This is a genomic window from Sorangium sp. So ce1335, assembly GCF_051521615.1.
Taxonomy (GTDB): Bacteria; Myxococcota_A; Polyangia; order Polyangiales; family Polyangiaceae; genus Sorangium.
Map to the genome: position 1 here is coordinate 4117661 of NZ_CP150363.1, position 21386 is coordinate 4139046.

Genomic DNA, 21386 nt, shown 5'->3' on the forward strand with positions numbered 1-21386 from the left:
GCCCGCCCTCCGCGCGCGTGTGCCCGCCCTCCGCGCGTGTGCCCGCCCTCCTCCCGGCGAGGCGGCGCGGAAGCGCGGCGTGATGGATCGTACCCCGGGCGCCGGCCGGCGCGCCCGTGTGTGACGCACCCCGACAACGGTTCCATCAGCGGCTTCGTTCCTTTGTGCTTTACGAAGGGCCGACGACCTCGGCTATCGTAAAGCGGAGCTGCGAGATCAGACGCGCGACTGGCACGTCAGAGAGCGGGCCACCGGCGCGGCATCAAGGTAAACTCCACGCGACGCCTCGCCGGCACTACCCCCCAGCGGGCCAGCCCCCAATGAAGATCACCTGCCAGTCCTGTCAGTCGAAATACACGGTCTCGGACGAGAAGGTCCAAGGCAGAACCGTCAAGATCAAGTGCCGCAAATGCGGCGCCACGATCCTCGTGAACAGCTCGGGCGTGACGACCAACGGCGGGGTCGCCGATCCGGTCTCCGGCACGAGCGTTCCCAACGACGGGGCCACGTACCTGGTCAACGTGGCGGACGGCGATCAACGCTCGATGACGATGGCCGAGATCGTCGCCAGCTATCAGGCGGGGGTGATCAACGCCGAGACGTACGTCTGGGCGGACGGGATGGCCGACTGGCAGCCGGTCGGCCAGGTCGACACGATCGTCGCCGCGCTGCACGCCAGCAGCGCCCCGGTCTCGATGGCCGCGCAGGAGCCGGCGCCCGTGCAGTCGCAGCCCGTGCCCAGCGCCGGCGCGGCCGCAGCGCCGGCGTCCTCGGGCATCGAGGCGGTCGCTGCGTCCGCTCCCCGCGTCGCGGCGGTGCGCCGCGATCCCGCGCGGCCGACGCAGGATCTGTTCGGCGCGAGCCCGGCGCCCGAGGCGCATCGGCCCAGCTCCGACGACGTGGCCACGAGCGCTCCGCTCTTCAAGAGCGGCACCGCCCCCGGCCAGCGCGACGAGAACTCGATGCTGTTCTCGCTGAGCGCGCTCACGGCGAAGGCCGCGCCCCCTGCGCCGCGATCGAGCACCAGCGCGTCGGACGACTCCGGCCTCATCGATCTGAAGGCCCTCGCGTCGGGAGCCGGCGTCAGGGCGCCGTCGCCGGTCGCGAGCATCGTGGCGAACGACGGCGGGCTGTTCCAGCTCAGCGCGCCCATCGTGACCACGGCGCGACCGCCGTCGGTTGCGCCGCCGACGAGCATCGAGGCGGCGCCCAAGAACCGCGCCCCGATCATCATCGGGGCCGGCATCGCGATCGCGGGCATCGCGATCGCGGGCGTCTTCTTCATGATGAAGGGCGGCGGCGAGACGCCGGCGCCCGCCGCTGCCGACAACGCGACGACGGCGGCGGCCCCGGCGACGACGACGCCGCCCGCGCCCGAGCCGACGCCCGCCGCAACGGCAACGGCGACGGCGTCCGCGACGGCCTCGGCGAGCGCGGAGCCGGTCGCGAGCGCGGCGCCGAGCGCCGCGCCGGCGGCGGCGCCTGCGCGCGGCGCCGCGCGGCCGGCCCGGCAGAGCTCGGGCGGCAGCGCCGCGACCAAGTCGCAGTCGGGCTCCAGCGCCCCGGCCCCGGCCGCCACCCCCGCGCCCAAGCGCGGTGGCTGCGGGTGCGCGGCCGGCGACCTGATGTGCGCGATGCAGTGCTCTGCGAAGGGCAAGTGAACGCGCGAGGGCCGTCCTGGCCCCCGCGCTGAGCCGCGCTCGCCGTCCCTCGAACTGCTCGCCGCGTGTCGGTGCGTCGCGCCGGCCGCGACGACGTGCGTCGAGCTGGCCGCTGCAAGGACGGTGCGGCGCCCAGGGGGGCGCGCTAGCATCGTCCGTCATGAGCGAGCCCGACCGGCGGTACCACGCGCCGATGGCTCGGCGGGCGCCGGGCGCCGCGCCGCTCCTCGCGATGACGCTGCTCCTCGGCGCGGGCGCCGGGGGGTGCGGTGGGGCCGCGCCGCCCGGGCGGCAGGCGTCGCGCGATCGCGGCGGCGCCGCGCAGGCGGCGCTCCCGGACGCCCGCGGGCGGGCCGCGCAGGGGGCGCTCGTCACCATGGTCACGCCCTCGCTGCTCCTGCCGGACCTCGTCGGCGAGCGCGGCGTCGTGGCCAGCGAGGCGGGGTCCAGGCGGGTGCTCATCGATCGCATGCGCATCGTCGCGCACGACGATGGATCGCTCGAGCGCGCCGTCGAGCTGCTGCCGAACGGGCACGTCACCGCGCTCAAGCTGCCGACGCGGCTCGGCGGCGGCTATCTCTTCTACGCCTCCAACCGCGGGAGCGCGCAGCTCTGGCGCGCTCAGGGGTGGCTCGCCCCGCTCGAGCCGCTGGTCCAGCTCCCGTCGGAGGCGAACGAGATCATCGCGGGGTTCGATCGCCTCTACGCCCGGCTCTCGCACAGCCACCGGCTCCTCGCGATCGACGCGCAGACGGGCGAGGCGATGCCGCTCGGCCCGCTTCCGCCGGCGAGCGCGTACGGCCAGCTCGCGTTCGCCGACGGCTGGCGCGCCGTGGTCGAGGCCGACCTGCGCGGTCCGCTCGTCACCTTCGATGCCGGGACCACGTGGCGCCCGATCGAGATCGACGCGCGGCCGACCTCCCTCGCCGTCATCGGCGGCGACCCGGCGGTGATGACCGCGAACGGGTTCTACTCGGTGGACGCGCGCGGCGGCGTGACGTACCGCACCCTCGAGACGCCGGAGGACGTGGAGGATGCGCCCGCGCGGGCGCCGGGGCCTTTCGGGCGACGCCCGCTGCGCGCCGCCGTCGAGGATGGGTGGCCCGACTCGAGCTCGACCGCAGTGGTGGCGCGCGGCGGCGCCCTGGCGCGCGTCTCGCTGCGCGACGGCGCCGTCATCGATGTCGCGCCGGACGCCTACCCCGAGCGCGAGGCGGCCTGCCACGCGATCCGAGCGGGCGCGTCGTTCGGGTTCGTGTGCGGCGAGCGCGACGGGGCGACGACGATCTACGCCTTCCAGCCGCCGCTCGGCGTGCGCCGGTTCATGCGCTTCGAGGATCCGCGCTTCGTGGCCGCGAGCGGCAACGGCGCGCTGGTGATCCGCGGCTCGTGCGGAGCGCGGAGCGGGCCGCGCCAGGGCGCCTATTGCATCGTCGCTGCCGACGGGAGCGCCCGCGAGATCCACGTCCGCGCGCCAGCGCGGGACGTCGGCGTCGAGCGCGTCGTCGCGCTCTCCGACGGCCGCGTCGCCGTTCTGTCGCCGCCTCGCCCCGGCGCGTCGGGGCAGCTCACGCTGCTGAAGGGGAGCGACGTCACCACCGTCCCGCTGGTCCTTCCGGGCAAGCCCCGCAGCACCGTCCGCGATCTGCAGCGCGGGATGTGGCTCGAGGGGTTCGAGGAGCGTGAGCCCGGGATCCTGGGCGGCTGGGTGGAGGCAGGCGGCCCGATCGTGGGCGTCCGGATCGACGTGAAGAGCGGCAACGTGACCGCCGGCGCGCCACGCCAGGACGGCACCGGCGCGCTCCTGGCAGGGCGGTTCGCGCTGTCCCTTGGCGAGGGCGAGCGCTCCGCCGAGTCGACCGACGGCGGCATGACGTGGCGCTCGATCGAGCTGCCCGAGCGGGACGACGACACCGCGGCCCCCCGGACGCGGGCGTGCGGCCCGGTCGGCTGCGTGTTCAAGGGCTGGATCCGGGTCGGCTGGGGCAAGACGGCGCTGCCAGACGATCTCGCTGAAGCGAAGCCGCCGCCGGTGCTCCAGACGCCGCTGCGCGCAGGGAGCCCGATCGCGATGCGGTGCGAGGCGCTGGGCTCATCGACCCCGCCGCTGCCGGACAGGCCGTCCGCCGCGCCCGCCGCGCGCCCACCGCAGCCGTCCGCGCGCCCGCCGTCCAAGGAGACGGCGAGCTCTGCGTGGGCTCCTTTCCGCAACACCGCGCCGCCCGCGCTCGGGGCGGACGAGATCGGCTTCGACAACGGCGCCCCGTACGACATCGTGACGGTGCGCGCCTACGCATGGGGCAAGCGGGGCGCGGACTGGTCGCGGGCGGGGCGCTGGCTCATGCGATTCGACGATCGCTTCGACCCGGAGGGCGGGGTGCGCTCCAGCGCCGTCAGCGCCTCGCCCTGGTCCGACGAGGGCACGGCGGCCGAGGCGCTCGGCGTCGTCAACTACGGAACGGCGTCCTGGGGCGCGTACCTCGACCCCGGCGGACGGGCTGCGCTGACCCACGTGTGTCGGGGCGCCGGGTGCAGCCTGTACGCGGTCTCCGAGGGGCTGCCGGTGCTCCCGCTCCGCGACGGCGCCGGCCGCGCGGGCAGCTTTCTGCGGCCTTTTCCGAGCGGCGCGGTCCGGCTCGGCGAGACGTGGTTCTTCGTGACGCCCGGCGGCTCGTATGACGCCGTGGCGCTGTGGCGCGCCGACCTCGGCATCGCGCGGCAGCTTGCGACCTACCATCGTCCGGCCCGCACCAGCTACGGCGTCGATCCCCCGCGCCTGGTCCGGCGCGCGCTCGGCGGCGGCGTCGGCCTGCTCATCTCGACGGCCCCGGACCCGGGCGTGCGCGCCGGTTCCTGGCATGTGCTCCCGATCGATCGGGACACCGGCGCGCTCGGCGATGCGGTGCCGCTCGGGCGCAAGGACCTCGTCGATACGCCGCTCGATCGATGTCAGCCGGGCCAGGACGGCTGGCTCCTCGACACCGGCCTGGAGGGCTCGCCGAGCTTCGATCTCGGCGGCAGCTATCCGTCGGTCGATGGTGCCGAGTTCCGGCTTCGCCTGGATCCCGGCACCGCGTGCGTCGAGGCGATGTCGGTGAGGATGCAAGGCATCTTCTCGAAGGCGCCCGAGAGGCAGCTCGACGTCGCTGCCAGCGCGATCCCGCTCGCAGCGACCGAGCGGACCACGGGCCGGCGGTGGCGCCTGCGCTGCGAGCGCAAGGACGCGGTCCGGTGATGCGCCGGCTGCCGCGCGCGATCAGTTGGCGATGACGTCCGTGGAGACGGCGTCCACCACGCCCTCGACGCTCGCTTCCTCGTCCCCGTAACGGATCGTCCCCAGCCAGTCTGCCGTCCAGGAGACCGGCGCGGCCGCGCTGTTGACCTGCGCTTTCCCCGAAGCGTTCACGACGATCTCGCCGGTCGGCCGGGACCTCTTCAGCGCCTCCTGGCCATCGTGCCAGAGGATCTTGAGCCCGCTCGCGCACAGCGTCGCCATGCAGTCGCTGTCGCAGCCGGCGTAGCCGACGAGCGCTTCGCCCAGGGTGGCACAGTCCGCTGCATCGGCGAGCGCTTCAGCGATGGACTCGGTCTCCAGGGACGCCCCGTACGCCGCGGCGCCGCCGACATAGAGGCTCGGTACCCAGGAGAGGGTTCCGGCGAGTCGGAGCACATCGCCGGGATCGGCGGTCCACGACATGATCTCAGGCGCCTGCATGCCCGCGCTCTCGGCGGTCGCGCTGCCGAGCCAGCTCACCTCGAAGCGCGCGCTTCCCGGCATGTCGTTCAGGCCGATCAGCTTGCCGTGGATCGCGAGCGGCGCAGCCGCCTGCCCGGCGCGAGCCCACGCAGAGCACCGATCGCGCAGGGGGACCGGCAGCGCGGCTAGGTGCGCCTGCGCGGCGGCGTCCCAGCCTTGCTCACGGCGCTGCGCTTCGAACGCAGACGCCTCGTCCGGGGATGCGGCGCGCTCCATCGCGTCGAGCAGGGACGCGGCTTCCTCGTCCACGGGCAAGAAGGCGTTGACCATCTGCTCGGTCGCCGTGTCGAGCAGCGCGTCCAGCCCGTCTGCCGACGCGATCGTCAGCTTTGTGTTCAGGCTCGTCGCCGCCAGATCGAGCGGCAGATCCCTGACCGGGACCCACACGTCGCGCGAGGCGCCGGCCTGCAGCTCTCGTTCGCCGGTGCAGCCCCACAGGATCCGGCCGCTGTGGAGCGCGACGGCGAGGCTCACCCCCACCGGGGCGCCCGAGACGACCACCGGCTCGTCCGGGCCGCCGTGCGCCACGAGCGCGCCCGCGGATGCCTCCGGCGCCGCGGTCGCGAGCTCTTCGCAGGTGGTCCCCGTGACGACGCTGGCCGTCCACTCCTTCGCGAGGCGCTTGCCCTGGTAGACCGGGATGACGCGCAGCGTCCCGAAGCCCTCCGCGCTCACCGACACCCCGAGCTCGGCGGCCGGGCCGTCCTTCGTGGCGGCGCGGAGTCGAAACGTGCTCCCCAGGCTGGAGGCATGAAGCTGGACCGAGGCCCGGCCGTCTTCGTCCGCCACGACGGTCGAGCGGTCGACCCACGCGCCCGCGGCGTCGCCGAGGAGCGTGAAGCTCACCTCGTACGGCACCGGCGGCTGGCCGGAGACCCAGACCGTGCGCAGCTCCCCCGGCGCGAGCTGGAGCGGTCCTTGCTCGTCGAACGTCAGGATCACCGGCGATGGCGTACCGGGCGGGGGATCGGGCAGCGGAGCCCCCCCCGCTTCGCCGTCCAGGTGAAGCGAGCAGGAAGCCAGCGCGAGCGGGACGACCCGCGGCGCCCAATATTTCCAAGGAAAGATCACGAGGGGAGTGTACCTTGCGCCCTGCGCGGCGAGAAGCCGCGGGGCCGGGCGCGTCGCGGCTGTCCCGGTGAGCCGCCGTCGGGAACGCTGCAGGAGCAGCTTACGGCGCAAGCGGGCTCACACGAGGGCGGGCCTGCTGTCGGGCCCACGTGAGGCAAGCCCGACAGCAGCGCCGCACGGACGGTGGAGGGCGCCGCGAGCTGCGCACGCTGCGACCTGCTCGCGGCCTTGAAGGCGCGACGCTCCGCGCCGATGCGGCGCCGCGCGTCGCGCCGAGGCGGCTACTTCACGTAGATCTGGCCCACGGCCATGCCGCTGCCGCGGGCGCGCAGGACGGCCTTCGCGGGGCCGCCGATGGGGAGCGGGTTCTTGAAGCACTGCCCCTTGCCGCCGAGCGTGGCGTTCGGCCCGGTGGTGCTGTCCTGGGCGAGGACAACGGGCGGCATCGGCGGCGTGTGCGCGACGAGCTGGATGTCGAGCTCCTGGATCCCGACGCCCACGCCGATGACCGAGTAGCACTTGCCCGGCTGGATATTGAAGGGCTGCTCGAGCGTCTGGCCGTCCTGGAACTGCCCGGCGAACGCGCCGCCTTCCGCTTGCATGCCCTGCACCTCGGAGGCCGCCATCGCGGTGAGCACCGGGGTCGCCGCGGCCACCATGGTGGGCGCGATGGGCGCGGCCTGGCCGCCGGTCGCACCGGCGGCGGGCGTGGTCGGCGCCGGGGTGGTCGGGGTGCCAGCGGGCTGGCCGTACTGGCCTGCCGGGGCGGGCTGGCCGTACTGGCCTGCCGGGGCGGGCTGCCCGTACTGCCCTGCCGGGGCGGGCTGCCCGTACTGCCCGGGGGGGTACTGGCCGGGCGGGTACTGGGTTGATGCCCCGTACTGGTTCTGCATCTGCGACGGGTCGTTCGGCTCCGGGTCGCTGCCTCCGCAGCCGAGGGCCGCGAGGCCGAGCAGGGCCGCAGGGATGAGGACGTACAAGCGCATACGAGGCTCCTTCAGGGTTGTGCGGGGTGAGGCCACGACATTGGGACGCTCGCCACACCCGCGGCGGCTCACGGCCGCTGGTCACGGACGGTAGACGGCTCAGGTGGGGGCGTGTTCTACAACGACTTGCCGGCGCGAGGCCAGACGCTGAGATCCCCGGGCCAGAGGCGCGAAAAATGAGCGAGACGCGGCGTCGCTCCCGGGGCGCCGCAGGGCCGAGGGCCTGCCGCCGGCCAGCGTTCGGCCGCTTTCGCCGCGCGCGCACGGCGCCGCGTCGGCGCCCCGCCGCAAGGGACCTGGCGGCGCGCTCGCCCAGTTGACGCGGGCGACGCTCGACACCAGAAAGCGTGCTCAGAACTGCGCGTGCGGGGCGCGGAGGTCACGTGGTCGCCTGGCGAGCCAGGTGCGATCCTGCCGCGAGCCCACCGCCGGCCGGGTCAACGCGAGGTCCGGCGATCCGCGCGGCGTCTGACACCTGAGTACTTTGTGTGTGCGTTGGCACCGTGTGCGTTGAAAGATGGGCGATCCCGCTCGCGGCGGGAGATCAGGAACGAGCCATGAGCGACATCCACCAGGCGATCAAGGATACCGTCGAGAGCAACCGCGTCGTCCTCTTCATGAAGGGCACGAAGACCTTCCCGCAGTGCGGCTTCTCGGCGCGCGCCGTCGACATCCTGAAGAAGTGCGGCGTGGAGTTCAAAGATGTCAACGTGCTGACCGACCCCTCGCTGCGCCAGGGGATCAAGGACTACTCACAGTGGCCGACGATCCCGCAGGTCTACGTGGACGGGAAGTTCATCGGGGGCTCCGACATCCTGATGGAGATGTTCCAGTCCGGCGATCTGCAGAAGCTCCTGTCGAAGCAGGAGTAGGCCCGCCGGGCGAGCGCGGCGCCGACGGCCGAGGCGCCGCGAGCAAGATCGACCAGCCAGTCGGGCCTCAGGGGGCCCGCAGCCCTGCCGCGCGCATGGCGCGGCGCAGGACCTCGTCGAACATGTCGCCGGTGAGCCGCCCGGTCTGGGTGTTCTGCTGGCTGACGTGATAGCTGCCGAAGAGCCTCGCCTCGCCGGCGCCGCCGCGCGGATCGAGGATCGTCGTCTCCACGCCGTGCGCGAACGGCGGCAGGCGCAGGTCCTCCTCGGGGCGACGCCGCGCGCGATCCGCGGCGGCCGGCGCGCGCTGCGCGCGGGCGAGCGCGGTCACGGCGTCGTAGCCGATCTTGCCGAGCGCGAGGTAGACGCGCGCGCGGTGCAGGGCCGCGAGCTCTCGCTCGATCCAGGTGCGGCACGCCGCGAGCTCGTCGTTCGAGGGCTTGTTGTCCGGGGGGGCGCAGTGGCAGGGGGCGGTGATGAACACGCCCTGCAGCGAGAGGCCGTCGTCGCGCGACGTGCTCGTCGGCTGCGACGCGAGCCCGGCGCGGAACAGCGCCGCGTAGAGGAAGTCGCCCGAGCGATCGCCCGTGAACATCCGGCCGGTGCGGTTCGCGCCGTGCGCCGCAGGGGCCAGCCCGATGATCACGAGCGGCGCGTCCGGATCGCCGAAGCCCGGCACCGGGCGGCCCCAGTAGGTCTGGTCCCGGTAGGCGCGCCGCTTCTCCCGCGCGATGTCCTCGCGCCACGCGACGAGCCGCGGGCAACGCCGGCACTCGACGAGCTCCGTCGCGATCTGCGCCAGCGCGCGCCCCGCGCCCCCGGCGCTCATCCGGCGGGATCTCCGATCGCGGGTCCGCCGACCGCGCTCGCCGCGGCCGCGGTTTGCTCGACGTCGCCGCGCTCCGGCGCGAGCGTCTCGATCACCGGGCGCGGCGGCGCGTTGGCCTGCTCCGACGCGCCGCTCTGCTCGCCGGCCACCATCCCGGTCACGATGCGGTCGAGCACCGCGTCGAACCGGAGACGGTTGAAGCGCGCGCCGCTCGCCAGCCAGTCGATGTGCCCGCCCTGGCCGGGGAAGTGGCCGACGATGTCCAGGTGATCGGCCTTGCCGGCCCAGATGAGGTCCCCCCAGACCTGCGAGGCGAGCGGGACCACGCCGTCGTTGGCGTCGGGTGGCGGCAGCTCGCCGAGCACGCGCGCGAGCTTCTGCTCGATCGAGCCGTCATGGGAGCGACACGGGTAGTGCTCGTCCAGGCGGGCCGTGATGTTCGAGAGCGCCGTGAAGATGGCGGCCGACATTGCCCCCCACGGGGACCGGAGCGCCGACACCCAGTCGCGCACGGCGTTGCGCGGAGCGTACGTCGCGACGCTCTGGTAGCGCAGGCCGGGGCGGTCCTCCAGGCCGGCGTGGAGCAGATCCATCGCCTCGGGCATGAGCTGGACGATGGCGCCCTGGTCGTCGCGGAGCAGCTTCAGCCAGGCGCGCAGATCGCGGCTCGACGCGTCGTCGAGCACGCGAATGAAGCTCTCGACGGAGCGGTCGATGAGCTCGATCTCGAGGAAGCCGAGCTGCGCCCTGCCGAACGCGGCGACGAGCGCCGACGCGGCCGCGAGCGGCGGCGCGCCGAGCTTGAGACCCGCCACCGTGAGCGCCGTGACGGCGTAGAGCAGGCGCTGGCCGCTCACCGTGGCGAAGAAGGCGGCGAGCGGCGTGCCGAAATGGGGCGTGTTGATTGTGGTGACGGACCGCAGCCGGCTCGTCCAGCCGAGCCGGCGGTGCGCGTTCCCGGGGAGGCGCACCGCGGGCGAGGCGACGAGGCGGGCGTCGAGGCCCCCTGTCGAGTGGCCGACGATGTGGATCGGGCCGCCGTCGTCGCCGGCGCTCTCGTCCACGAGGCGGGCGAGCTTCGCGGCCCGGCGGAGGATGGAGGCCGTCGGGTGTACCTCGCAGACGCGGATCTCGACGACGCGGCCGCGGTCGCGGAAGCGCTCCTCGATGGCGCGGATGAAGTGCTCGAAGTACTCGAGGGAGGCGAGGGTGGCGAACCCGAACATGCCGGGCGATAGGTAGACGCGCGTCTTCTGCACGCGCAGGAATGTGCCATTTCCCTCGGCCCTGCGCGGCATTTCCCGCGCGCGCCGACGGGGCCGACCGGGCGTCCGCCGCGTCCGGGCCCGCGCGCGCCGAGCGCGGCGCCAAGAAGCGGGGGCATGACGGCCACAAATCCGGTTACTCTGCGATCGTGGACGACCTCAGCGCGCGGGAGATAGAGGCGGCTGTACAGGAGGCCCTGGGCCTGTTCGGAACCTCGGGATCGGTGAGCGTCCAGGGCCGGCAGATCGCGCTGCGCGGGCGAGGGGCCCCGGTCGCCATCGACCTGGAGCAGCTCGTCGAGCAGTGGCCGCTCTTGCCGCAGGACCTGCGCGCTCGCAAGGCGTCAGACCTGGCGCGGCGGCTCGCGCAGGCGCAGCGCGCGGTGACATCGCTGGTGCCGCCGGGGGCGAGGGCGCAGGGGCGGCCGGTGCGGCACGTCGTGATCCCCGTCGCCGCTGTCGCGCTCGCGCTCGTGGGCGCGCTCGTCGCGGTGCGCATGCTGCGCTCGCGGGAGGAGCCGGTCGCGTCTCCGGTCGCCCCGGAGACGACAGCCGCCGAGGACGCTGCGCGGAACGCGCGCACCTGTGAGGCGGCACGCAAGCGGATCTACTCCGGCGCATCCATGGGTCCGTTCGAGCTCGCGGGCTGGGTCGCCGAGCTCTGGCTCGCGACGCCGCGCGGCGGCGCAGCGCAGGCCGCCGCGGGCCAAGAAGCCTTGAGCGCGGAGGCCGTGGGGCTCGGCGGGTTCATCGTCGAGGGCAAGCTGACCGCGGGCGCCGACGCAGAGCTCGCGGCGGTGACAGACGGGCTCGTCGAGATCGTCCCCGGCTTCAACGGCGAGGAGGCGGGGCGCTCGCCGTCGTGGCGCGCGGTGATCGCGCGGTTCTCCGGCGGGTATGCGCGCGCGTACTTCGATCCCGCGCTCCGGGCGCGCTTCATCGCGCTCGCCGATCGCATGGCCGACGGGGCGTCCGCCGAGCTCGGCGCCCTGTACGCGCGCTGCGCGCACCTGCCCTACCACGACGCGGGCGCCTGGTTCCGCGGCACGGATCCGGCCGCGGCGGCGGCGGCGCTCGTCTATGCCTCCGGCCTGTTCGCCGAGCTGCCGGCGGTCGATCGGGGGGCGCTCGCGGCGCTGAAGGGAGCGGGGCAGATCGACGCCCTGCGCAGCGCCGGCACCTCGCTCGATGGATCGAGCCTGGGCAAGCTCGTGGGGGCGCACGGGGGCGGTATCACCCGAGGCGGGGCGGGCGCCGTCGTCATCACGTTCCCTGTCGGCGGGCCGACCCGGGCGACAAGCGCGAGCCGCATCGTCGCGCGCAAGCTGCAGGTCGGCGTCGGGCAGGACTGAGCGATCACTCGCCCGCGGCGAAGTGCACGATCGAGTACACGCGCGCCGCGTCGCCGGCGCGCTGCGCGAGGAGCGCCCGACCGCCGAGGAAGTCGAGCTCGACGACGAACGCGAAGCCGACGAGCTCGCCGCCCTGCCTGCGCGCGAGATCCGCGGCCGCCGCGGCGGTGCCGCCGGTCGCGAGCAGATCGTCCACCACGAGGACCCTGGCCCCCGGCCTGAGCGAGCCCCTGTGCATCTCGAGCTCCGCCGTGCCGTACTCGAGCGCGTACGCCACGCGATCGGCCGCGGCCGGGAGCTTGCCGGGCTTGCGCACGGGCACGAAGCTCGCGTTGAGCCGGGCCGCCAGCGCGCCGCCGAAGATGAAGCCACGCGACTCGACGCCGACCACGACGTCGACATGCTCGCCGATGTAGCGCTGGGCCAGCAGATCCAGCGTGATGTGGAGCGCCCGCGGGTCGGCGAGGAGCGGCGTGATGTCCTTGAAGAGGATGCCCGGCTTCGGAAAATCCGGGACGTTGCGGAGGTGGGCCTTGAGGTAGCGGAGCGCGTGCTCTGACGGCAGGTCGTCGTGGTCGAACATGACGCCGAGCGTAGGCGAGCGCCCCCGAGCCGGAAAGCGCCGCACGGCGCCGTCGCGGGCGCGATCAGGCGCTCCGGCCCTCGTTGAGCTCCGCGGCGACGCCGCTCGCGATGCCCTCGTGCTGCGCTGCGAACAGGTCGAGGGTCAACGGGGTGACGCTGACGGCCCCCTCGTCGTAGGCCTCGGTGTCCGAGCCGGGCACGAGATCGTGACGCACGCCTGCGCCGCCGATCCAGAGGTACTCGTGCCCGCGCGGATCCTGGCGGAAGATCACCTCCTCGGTGTACAGGCGCGCGCCGATGCGCGTGGCGCGCACGGGCCAGTCGTTGCCCGCGGGGATGTTGACGTTGAGCAGCGGCGCTGGCCGGCGGCCGGCCTGCCCCACGGCTCGGAGGAGGGCGAGGGCGAGCTTCACGCCGAGCGACGCGGCGGCGTCGCGCGACGCGCCCGCGTCGGCGGAGAGCGCGATCGCGGGGATGCCGCGCATCGCCCCCTCGCGTGCGGCGGCCACGGTTCCCGAGTAGAAGATGTCAGAGCCAAGGTTGAGCCCGTGGTTCATCCCCGACACGACGAGATCGGGGCGGCGCGGCAGCACGCGCGTGCCGGCATGGAGGGCCACGTAGATGCAGTCGGCGGGCGTCCCGTCGACGGCGAACACGCCGGGCGCGGCCTCCAGCAGCCGAAGGACGCGGTGCAGGCTCAGGGAGTGGCTCGTGGCGCTCTGGTTGACGGCGGGCGCGCACACGACGACGTCGGCGTGCCGGGCAAGCTCGTCTCGCACCGCGATGAGGCCGGGGGCCGAGTAGCCGTCGTCGTTCGACAGGAGAATGAGAGGGCGCATGCGTTGCCTCGACAGGTCTCCGGATCAGCGGCCGAGCAGGCGTCGCGCGAACGCGGCGACGAGCTCGACGAGGGCGCCGATGCGGCCGAGCCACCCGGCTCCGCCTCGCACCCGCGCCATCGCGAAGGCGATGGTCCGGAGCGCTGGAGTATAAGGGTACCACCACAGCTCGCCCTTCGCCCTGCTGCGGTCTTCAAGGTAGAAGCGCGGCCGCGTCAGCTCCGCGAGCGCGTGCGGGCTGCTCGTGACGCCGAAGCCGCTGTCGCCCGTCCCCGTCCACGGCGCAGCGGGGAGCGCGCCCGTGAAGCCGTGGTTGTTGACCGTCACCACGCCCGAGCGCAGCTGCCGCGCGAGCGCGTGGGCCCGCTCGTACCCCCGGGTCCAGAGGCTGGTCGTGAGCGCGAAGCGCGAGGCGTTGGTGCGCGCGATCGCCTCCTCGACGTCCTTGACCACGAGCACCGGGAGGACTGGGCCGAAGGTCTCCTCCCGGAGCAGCGGCGTGTCCTCGCGCTCGACCTTGACGATCGTCGGCGGGAAGGCGAGGGAGCCCGGCTCCGGCGCGCCACCGGCGAGGAGCTCGGCTCCGTCCGCGAGCGCCACGTCGAGCTGACGACGGACGATCTCGGCCTGCCGCGCGGTCGTCATCACGCCGACGTCGATGCCGGCCCGGAGCTGGCCGGTGAGCGCGACGACGCGATCGATGAAGCGGTCCGCGATCGACTGCTCGACGTAGACGCGCTCGATCGAGGCGCAGTTCTGTCCGGCGTTCGTGAAGGCACCCCAGACGACGCCGCGCGCGGCGCGCTCCAGATCGCAGTCACCGAGCACGATGGCGCTGTCCTTCCCGCCGAGCTCGAGCGACGTCGGGACGAGGCGCTCGGCGCACGCGACGGCGATCTTCTTGCCGGTCGCGACGCTGCCGGTGAAGACGACGAGATCGACGCCGGCCTCGATGAGCGCGGCGCCGACGTCGCCGCCGCCCTGCGCGACGGCGAGGACGCCGTCGGGGAGCAGCCCGTCGAACAGCGACGCCACGAGCGCGCCCGAGCGCGGCGTGATCTCGCTCGGCTTGAAGACCACCGCGTTGCCCGCGAGCAGCGCCGGCACGATCGTGCGCAGCGGGATCGCGACCGGGTAGTTCCACGGCGTGATCAGCGCGATGACGCCGCGCGGCTCCCTCCGGATACGCCCGGCCTTGCCGGGGTAGGCGATCGCGTCGAGATCGACGGGAGACTCATCGAGCAGCTCCTCGATCGACACGGTCCAGTAGTCGATGAGATCGGCGTTCGGCAGCACCTCGGCCAGCGCGGCCTCCTCGATCGGCTTGCCGCACTCGCGATGCAGCAGCGCCGCGATCTCCTCGGTCTGCGCGAGCAGGCGCCGCTTGACCTTGGCGATGAGCTGCGCCCGCTCCCCGATCGGGACCTCGGCCCAGGCGCGCTGCGCCGCCCGCGCCCGGGCGACGATCTCCCCGACGGCGCTCGGCGCCGTCTCCGCGATGTCGTCGAGTGCAGGGCCGCGCTCCGGGAACGGCCCGGCGCTCACCGCCGCGCCGGGCGCCAGCGGGGCCGCCGCTTCGTTCGCCGCCGCGCCTGTCGGGCGGGGGAGGGCGGTCGTCTTGGATTCCATGAGGCGCGCAGCCTAGCACCGCGCCCCGGCGCGCCCGCAGGAGCGCGGGCCGCACCCCGGCGCGCCGGGCGGGCCGTCCGTCGATTCAGCGGGGGAGGTGAGCGTTCTACGGGGCGGGATCATCCGCCGGAGCGGGCGCGTCTCCGCCGGCGGGCGCCGGAGCGGCGCCCTCCTGGTCGGAGGGCGCGGCGGCCGGGCTGCCTTTGCGCTTCGCCGGCCGCTCGGGCGCCGGGCTCGCCGGCGTGGGATTGATCGACACGACCGTCTGCTTGCGGCAGCCCACGATCACCGCCTGGCCAGCGGACAGCCACGCGGGGGTCGCCGCCTTCTCCGTCGTCAGCTTGCCGAGCCGCACGTACCGCGTCCCGCAGGGAACCTCGAGCGTCTCTCCCGTGTTCCCGGCGAGCGAGCCGTTCACGTACACCGAGGCCTGCTCGGGCGAGTTGACCAGCAGGTGGCCACGGTTCGACGGCAGGTTCTCCGCGCTGCCCGCGGCCGCCGCGCCGGTCGCAGCCGGCGCAGCGGTCTCGGCCGGCGCGGCGGTCGCCGCCGGCGTCGTGGTCTCGGCCGCCGAGGGGGCAGCGGGCGCGGCCTCGGCGGGAGCGGTCTCGGCGGTCGCGGCGGCCGGCGTCGGCGCCGTGGCCGGAGGCTGCGCCGTGACGTCCTGCGCTGCGCCCGCGGTGTTGTCGGGCACGACGTTGGTCGGGGGCGCGGGCTCGGAGCCGAACAACCCGAGGCGGTGCGCGACGGCCGCGCCCGCCACGAGGAGCGCCACGGCCGCGATGACGAGGCCCGCGCGCGATCGGCGAGGCGCCGTCGGGCGCTCGGTGACGCTGGTGTCCGCGGGCGGCCGCGTCGTGGCGACCTCGGACGGCTTCGGCCCCTTCTCCACGGGGGCGATGGGCGGATCCTTGGTGATGACCTTCGGGAGCTGGTCGCGGTCGATCGGCTTCGGCCTGGACTTGCGCTCCGCTTCCTCGGCCGCCTCCCTGGGCAGCGCCCCGGGACCGGCGTCGACGGTCTCCTGATCCTGGACCGAGCGCGCGATCGCCTGGGCCTCGGAGCGCGCGGAGCGGACCGCCGTCTCCTCGTCCTCGAGCCCCTCGGGCCGCGAGCGGATGACGGTGGGCTCGTCCTCGAGCATCCCGCGGATCACCGTCGGCTCGTCGTCGACCATCTCGCGGCTGAGCTCGCGCTCGACCGCGGGCTCCCCCATCGCGCGCCGCGTGCTGGCGGCGAGCGAATCGGCCACGGCCTTGGGGGTGACCGGCTCGCTGACGGCCGCCTCGGGGGGCGCGGCCGCCTCCGACGCGCCCTCCTTCCCGAGCGGCGTCGTCGCGGCGCGCGCCGCGACGGCCGCCGCGGGCTCCGGCATCGGCCTGCGCTCGGCGGGGAGCTTCAGGGCCGGAGCCTTCGCGGGCTCCGGCTCGTCCGGGAGGAGCCCCGCGAACGAGAGCTCACTGTCGCTCTCGGCCGGCTTCGCCCTCGCGGCGACGTCCTCGTGCGGGAAGAACGGCTTCCCTTCGGCGCGCGGGCTGGAGCCGCGCGCCGGCGGCACCGCCGGGCCGGTCGACCTGGCGGCGACCGGCGCCGTGACCTTGGACGCGGCGGTTCGGGCCGCCTCTCTCGGTCTCGGCTCGGCGGGCTCCGCGGGGGGACGGTAGGTCTCCTGACCGCCGACGGGGGAGCCGGCGTCGCGGGCTTCGGCCCGCGGCAGGTCGAGCGAGGCTGCGGGCCGCCCGGCCGCCGGCTTGTCGAAGGCGCCGCCCGACGGCATCGGGGAGCGCGCCGGCGTCCCGGCGGCCGTCCTGGCGGCCGGCGTCCTGGCCGCGGCTGCGGCAGGCGTTGTCGCGGCGGGCGTCTTGACCGGCGGCTGCTGCGGGGTCTTCGCCGCTGCGGCTGGCTGCGGGGCCCTGGCTGCAGGCTGAGCCTCCTGCGGTGCCCTGGCGGCCGCGGCCGGCTGCTTCGCAGCGCTTGCCGCCCCGGTCTGCGCGGGCGACGCGGCGACCTGGCGCGCATCGTCGAGGACCGGCTCGGCGGCGCGCGGCGATCCGCCCATGGCGACGGCGCTGGCCGCCGCCGGCGAGGCCGCTGCCGGACGCGCTTCGCTCGCCGGCGACATCTCCGCCGAGCTCAGCCCGCCGTCCGGCGAGGCCGCGCCTGCGATGTCGTTGGCGATAGCGCCGGGCGCCTCACCGCGGTGAGGGACGAGCTCGGCCGAGACCGGGAGCTGCGTCCGGGTTCGAGGCGCAGCGGCGTTCCGCTGCACCCGCTGGAGGAGCGCTTCGAGGGTGGCGACTTTTTCTGCGACGTTCACGCCGCGCCAGCATATCGCGGCTCGGCGCTCGTTACATCATTCGCGGTGAAGGGGGCGCGACAAGGGCGGGATCCTCCGCGAAAATCCCGGCGGAGGGCCGGATCGGACGGGCGTCAGAGGGTCTCGAGGTAGGCGACCAGATCGTCGATCTGGGCCTCCGACAGGTGAGATGTCTTGCCGTGCTGGTCGCCGCCGCCGCAGGCGGGGTTGGTGAACCGCTCCTTCAGCGTCTTCGCGCACCCGTTGTGCATGAACGGCGCGCGCGCGCCGATGCGGACCAGCGACGGCACCTGGAAGGCCTTGCCCGTGCCGACGTCGAGGGACTCGTTGTTCGTGAGCTGAGCGCCCGCGTGGCACCTCGCGCAGTCCACGGTCTTGTCGTGGAAGAGGGCCTCACCGCGCGCCACGGCCGGCTCGTCGAGCGCCGACGACACCGGCGGCGCGGGGAGGCTGTCGATCCAGCGGGCGAAGATCTTCACCCGGCGGGGGCCCTGGTGCATGCCGCTCATCCGCCGCTCGAAGACCTCGCTCATGATGGCCTCGATGCCCGACATGTCGCCGTCCCAGTGGAACGGCGCTGTGTTGAGGATGCCGCCGCTCACGAACTGGGTGCGCCGCGGCCCGATCGGGTTGAAGACCCACGTGTGGCTGTCCTCTCCGCCTTCCGGGTGGCACGACGCGCAGGCCATCGGGCCCGACGCGTTGCGGTGGAACATCTCGTGGCCGGTGTCCTTCCGGCTCTCCCCGGGAAGCGTGATGACGCGGGTGCGGAAGACGCCGTCGCTCGTGAGCACCTGGAGGCTCGCCGGCTCGCGTGTCTGGACGATCACGGCGTCGCCCGCGAACGCGACGGACGTGGGCTCGCCAGCCACCTCCACCCGGTGCTGCGGCTCGACGCACGTCCCCTCTTTCTCGAAGCCGAGGTCCGCGAACTGGTTCAGGCTCGCGGGGTCGGTCACGAGGACCTCGTTCGTGCCGGCCGCGACGATGGCGTACGAGGCGCCGTCGTCGGAGATCGCCAGATCCACCGGGAGGGTGGCGAAGGAGAGGGCCGCCGACAGCTTCGTCTCGCTGCCCGACGCCGCGGTCCCGAGCTCCGACACCGCGCTGTGCACGATGCTCCCGTCGCAACCGCCGGAGCTGTAGCCGCCCTCCACGATCTCGACGGTCCCGGTGAGGGCGCGCTGGTGCACCATCGCGACGCCCCCCGTCGGCAGCGGGAGCGTTCGCCAGGCGACGGTCGGGGCGAACTGCTGCCCGAACAGGTTGAACTGCGGGAGCGACTCGCGCGCCGTGACGTTGCCCTCCGCGTCGACCGAGAGCAGCTCCGCAGCGCGGAACTTGCTGACCAGGAGCCGATCGCCGTCCACGACCACGTCGCGCAGGTCGCGCTCGAGCTGCACGCGCCGCGTCGCCGCCCCGGGGCCGGCCGGGAGCGTCACGAGCTCGCCGCCGAGGCAGGCGACATGGAGCTGGTCCGTCTTCGCGTCGTAGGCGATCCCCCTCGGGGCAGGGCACGCCGCGCGTCGGTCGACGAGCTTGCCGCTCTCCGCGTCGATCGTGACGATCGCGCCGCCGCGGCGGAGCGCGACGTGGAACCGCCCCGCGTCGTCCTCGACGACCCTGCCCGGCTCGTCTCCCTTCTCCAGGACGATCTCCGCGGTCAGCTTCTCCGCCACGAGATCGACGACCCACACCCGGTCGCGATCCGGATCGGCGGCGACGGCCCTGGCAGCGCTCCTGCTCACGGCGAGCGTCCCACCGCTGATCGCAGGCGGCGGCTCCGCCGCGATCGCGACGCTCCCCGGGGCGCCTATCCGCGGCGGCTCGTCCTCTCCGAGATCCCACGGGGCGCAGGCGGCGAAGGAGGATGCGGTCGCGAGGATGGCGAGCATCGGGGAGAAGGTGCGGCGCGATGCAAGCGGTCGATGCATGAGGGCCTCCGGTCCGCCGCCAAGCAAGATGGCGGCCACTCCATTGGATGTTCTTCCATCCCCTGGAGCAGGGCAACACGCGCTACCGCGGAGCGAACGACGGATTGCTGCCGTCGGCAGCGTGCATGCGTCGGGTACGGACGGTGCACGGAACGTGCGTTGAACGGCGCGTCGAGGTGGGTCGGACGGGCGCTGACGGTGCACTGATCGGCGCACCGGAGATCAGGCTCCCTCATGCTGCGCGCCGGCGCGGGTGTCCCGACTGTCGTGGCCCATTGCGGCACGGCATGACGACCGCGCCAGGCCGCAGCGCCGAGCGCGGTCACGGACGCTGCAGCGCGGTCCCCCACGTGCGCCGGCTCGAGCGCGAGCCGCCCGGTCACGCTCGCGCAACGGTGAGGCGAGCGATCGCCGAGGCGCGATGCGCGGGATCGCCTGCGATCTTGACGGGTGCTTTCGCCGCCCATAAGTGACCGACCGGTCATGAAAAGCACCGCACCCTCGTCTCGACGCAGCATCTCGCTGGCCTCGACGCTCGCCGGGCTGCTCGCCCTCGGGCTCATCGCCCAGCCGGTCGCCGCGCAGCCCGCCGCTCCGCAGCCGGCCGCGCCGCAGCCCGCGCCCGCTCCTCCGACCGCCGGTCAGCCGCAGCCCCCGCCGGCTCCTCTCGCGGCGCCCCCGGCGGCGGCGCAGAGGCCCGATCCGCTCGCCACCGCGCTCGCCCCGCAGCCCGGGGGGCTGACGCCGGACGAGGTCGCGAAGGCGGCGCTGCGGACGCGCGCGTCGATCCGCGTCAAGCAGGCCGAGCTCCGCGCAGCCTCGGCGAGGGTCGACCAGGCGCTGATCAACTACTTTCCGCGGCTCACGGTGACGGCCACCTACACGCGTTTGTCAGAGGTCGAGATCCCGCCTCTCGGTGCCGGGACGCCCGTCCTCGCCGTGGTCGATGCGCAGGGGCAACCTCTGCTCGATGCGCAGGGGCGACCGGGATTCACCCCGGGACGCCTCTCCACCGTGCCCTGCCCAGGCGCGCCCGAGGCGCAGTGCATCGCCGATGGCGGGAGCGGCTTCGTTGCCCTCGGCGAATCGCCCGGGCTCACCCTCCCTTCGTCCGTCAACTCCTACTCCCTGACGGCGAGCCTCGCCGTGCCCATCTCGGATTACGTGTTCCGCATCTCGCAGGGGTATGCGGCGGCGTCTCACGCGGAGAGCGCGAAGAGGATCGAGCTGCAGGCCGAGACGCTACAGGCTGCGGCCGACGCGAAGATAGCGTTCTTCAACTGGGTCCGGGTGAAGGGGCAGGTCGTCGTCGCGCGCGAGGCGGTGGCTCAGGCCAGAGCCCACGTCGAGGACGCGCGCCGGACCTTCGAGGTGGGGCTGCTCTCGCGGGCCGACGTGCTCCGGCTCGAAGCCCAGGTGGCCAGCGCGGAGCAGGTGTTCCACGAGGCCCAGGCCGCGCTCCTGGTCGCCGACGATCAGATCCGGATCGCCCTCGGGGCGCCGCAGGATCGTCCGCTCGCCCTGGGCATCAACGTGATGGGCAGCACGCCCGCGAGCCCGTCTGCCGAGGCGCTTCCGGCGCTGTTCCAGGAGGCGCTCCAGAAGCGCCTCGAGATCCGCGCCCTGGACGAGACGCAGTACTCGCTCGAGAAGGCCGAGGCGGTCACGCGGGCCGGCTACTTCCCGCGCCTGGACGGCTTCGCCGAGCTCACGTACGCGAACCCCAACCAGCGGGTCTTCGGGGCTCAGGACAGGTTTGACGCGACGTGGGCCGCCGGCGTCCGCGCCACGTGGGTCATCAACGACATCTTCACCACCGCGGCCGCCTCGGCCGAGGCGAGCGCCCGCACCGCGCAGGTCGCCGAGCAGAAGGCCGCGCTGCGCGACGCCCTCCGGCTCGAGGTGGCGTCCGCCTACGCGGAGCTGGGCAAGGCCACGAGCAGCATCGAGGCCGCCGAGCGCCAGCTCGCGGCGGCCACGGAGTCGATGCGCGTCAGATCCGAGCTGTTCCGGGCGGGACGGGCCACCAGCGTCGACGTTGTCGACGCTGAGACCGAGGTCACGCGCGCGCGCTTGCAGCAGCTCAACGCGCGCGTCGGGGCCCTCGTCGCGAAGACCCGGCTGGACCACGCGGTCGGGCGCGATGCGAACAACGTGAAATGACCGGCCCGCGCGCGTCGTCTTCCCTTGCGCGGCCCTGCCGGCCGGAGTAGGGAAGGCAGGCGCCGCTGCAGCGCGGGTTCCTGCGGCGCTCCCGCGGGCATCGCCCGCACCATCCTCACCGGCCGA

14 protein-coding genes are annotated in these 21386 nt (G+C 74.1%); 5 read left to right on the top strand and 9 right to left on the bottom strand.

The window, feature by feature from the left end; translation table 11 throughout:
• Nucleotides 1-320 precede the first annotated feature (320 nt).
• Together WMF24_RS15230 and WMF24_RS15235 are read left to right on the top strand one after the other, a co-directional pair.
• A complete protein-coding gene (locus WMF24_RS15230) occupies nt 321-1661 on the top strand; it encodes a zinc-ribbon domain-containing protein (protein ID WP_437737128.1) in 1341 nt (446 codons plus the stop codon).
• Nucleotides 1662-1821: 160 nt separating this feature from the next.
• Nucleotides 1822-4896, top strand: a complete 3075-nt coding sequence (locus WMF24_RS15235; protein ID WP_437737129.1) for a hypothetical protein — start codon at nt 1822-1824, stop codon at nt 4894-4896.
• A 21-nt stretch (nt 4897-4917) separates the two neighbouring features.
• Here the strand turns inward: WMF24_RS15235 and WMF24_RS15240 are convergent, their stop codons facing one another.
• Both WMF24_RS15240 and WMF24_RS15245 read right to left on the bottom strand, forming a co-directional pair.
• The gene (locus WMF24_RS15240) at nt 4918-6489 is read right to left on the bottom strand and encodes a hypothetical protein (RefSeq protein ID WP_437737130.1); all 1572 of its coding nucleotides are present in this window, start codon (nt 6487-6489) and stop codon (nt 4918-4920) included.
• Nucleotides 6490-6770: 281 nt separating this feature from the next.
• The gene (locus tag WMF24_RS15245) at nt 6771-7475 is read right to left on the bottom strand and encodes a hypothetical protein (protein ID WP_437737131.1); all 705 of its coding nucleotides are present in this window, start codon (nt 7473-7475) and stop codon (nt 6771-6773) included.
• A 557-nt stretch (nt 7476-8032) separates the two neighbouring features.
• On the opposite strand from WMF24_RS15245, the gene grxD reads away from it, so the two are divergent.
• On the top strand, nt 8033-8347 hold the full coding sequence (gene grxD, locus WMF24_RS15250; RefSeq protein WP_061614872.1) for a Grx4 family monothiol glutaredoxin: 315 nt from the start codon (nt 8033-8035) through the stop codon (nt 8345-8347).
• A gap of 67 nt (nt 8348-8414) precedes the next feature.
• Here the strand turns inward: grxD and WMF24_RS15255 are convergent, their stop codons facing one another.
• Together WMF24_RS15255 and WMF24_RS15260 are read right to left on the bottom strand one after the other, a co-directional pair.
• A complete protein-coding gene (locus tag WMF24_RS15255; RefSeq protein WP_437737132.1) occupies nt 8415-9176 on the bottom strand; it encodes a uracil-DNA glycosylase in 762 nt (253 codons plus the stop codon).
• Nucleotides 9173-10435, bottom strand: a complete 1263-nt coding sequence (locus WMF24_RS15260) for an esterase/lipase family protein (protein WP_437737133.1) — start codon at nt 10433-10435, stop codon at nt 9173-9175. The genes WMF24_RS15255 and WMF24_RS15260 overlap by 4 nt, the downstream gene beginning before the upstream one ends.
• 155 nt (nt 10436-10590) lie before the next feature.
• Here WMF24_RS15260 and WMF24_RS15265 point away from each other — a divergent pair, with 155 nt between their 5' ends.
• Nucleotides 10591-11793, top strand: a complete 1203-nt coding sequence (locus tag WMF24_RS15265; RefSeq protein WP_437737134.1) for a hypothetical protein — start codon at nt 10591-10593, stop codon at nt 11791-11793.
• A 4-nt stretch (nt 11794-11797) separates the two neighbouring features.
• On the opposite strand, the gene WMF24_RS15270 is transcribed toward WMF24_RS15265, so the two are convergent.
• The 5 genes from WMF24_RS15270 to WMF24_RS15290 all read right to left on the bottom strand — a co-directional run bounded on the left by WMF24_RS15270 (nt 11798) and on the right by WMF24_RS15290 (nt 19097).
• Nucleotides 11798-12376 carry an adenine phosphoribosyltransferase gene (locus WMF24_RS15270; protein WP_437737135.1) on the bottom strand — a complete coding sequence of 193 codons (579 nt, stop codon included), beginning with the start codon at nt 12374-12376 and terminating at the stop codon, nt 11798-11800.
• A gap of 64 nt (nt 12377-12440) precedes the next feature.
• Entirely contained in the window at nt 12441-13217 is a 777-nt protein-coding gene (surE, locus tag WMF24_RS15275) for a 5'/3'-nucleotidase SurE (protein ID WP_437737136.1), read from the bottom strand.
• Nucleotides 13218-13241: 24 nt separating this feature from the next.
• Nucleotides 13242-14846 carry an aldehyde dehydrogenase family protein gene (locus WMF24_RS15280; RefSeq protein ID WP_437737137.1) on the bottom strand — a complete coding sequence of 535 codons (1605 nt, stop codon included), beginning with the start codon at nt 14844-14846 and terminating at the stop codon, nt 13242-13244.
• 106 nt (nt 14847-14952) lie between these two features.
• Complete coding sequence (locus WMF24_RS15285) at nt 14953-17163, bottom strand: hypothetical protein (protein WP_437737138.1); 2211 nt, start codon at nt 17161-17163, stop codon at nt 14953-14955.
• A gap of 113 nt (nt 17164-17276) precedes the next feature.
• On the bottom strand, nt 17277-19097 hold the full coding sequence (locus tag WMF24_RS15290; RefSeq protein WP_437737139.1) for a c-type cytochrome: 1821 nt from the start codon (nt 19095-19097) through the stop codon (nt 17277-17279).
• A gap of 483 nt (nt 19098-19580) precedes the next feature.
• On the opposite strand from WMF24_RS15290, the gene WMF24_RS15295 reads away from it, so the two are divergent.
• Entirely contained in the window at nt 19581-21260 is a 1680-nt protein-coding gene (locus tag WMF24_RS15295) for a TolC family protein (RefSeq protein ID WP_437737140.1), read from the top strand.
• Nucleotides 21261-21386 lie beyond the last annotated feature (126 nt).

Coding starts and splice junctions, on each gene's coding strand:
- WMF24_RS15270 (WP_437737135.1), bottom strand. CDS start 12,376: ATGTTCGACCACGACGACCTGCCGTCAGAGCACGCGCTCCGCTACCTC.
- WMF24_RS15295 (WP_437737140.1), top strand. CDS start 19,581: ATGAAAAGCACCGCACCCTCGTCTCGACGCAGCATCTCGCTGGCCTCG.
- WMF24_RS15280 (WP_437737137.1), bottom strand. CDS start 14,846: ATGGAATCCAAGACGACCGCCCTCCCCCGCCCGACAGGCGCGGCGGCG.
- surE (WP_437737136.1), bottom strand. CDS start 13,217: ATGCGCCCTCTCATTCTCCTGTCGAACGACGACGGCTACTCGGCCCCC.
- WMF24_RS15290 (WP_437737139.1), bottom strand. CDS start 19,097: ATGCATCGACCGCTTGCATCGCGCCGCACCTTCTCCCCGATGCTCGCC.
- WMF24_RS15255 (WP_437737132.1), bottom strand. CDS start 9,176: ATGAGCGCCGGGGGCGCGGGGCGCGCGCTGGCGCAGATCGCGACGGAG.
- WMF24_RS15245 (WP_437737131.1), bottom strand. CDS start 7,475: ATGCGCTTGTACGTCCTCATCCCTGCGGCCCTGCTCGGCCTCGCGGCC.
- grxD (WP_061614872.1), top strand. CDS start 8,033: ATGAGCGACATCCACCAGGCGATCAAGGATACCGTCGAGAGCAACCGC.
- WMF24_RS15235 (WP_437737129.1), top strand. CDS start 1,822: ATGAGCGAGCCCGACCGGCGGTACCACGCGCCGATGGCTCGGCGGGCG.
- WMF24_RS15230 (WP_437737128.1), top strand. CDS start 321: ATGAAGATCACCTGCCAGTCCTGTCAGTCGAAATACACGGTCTCGGAC.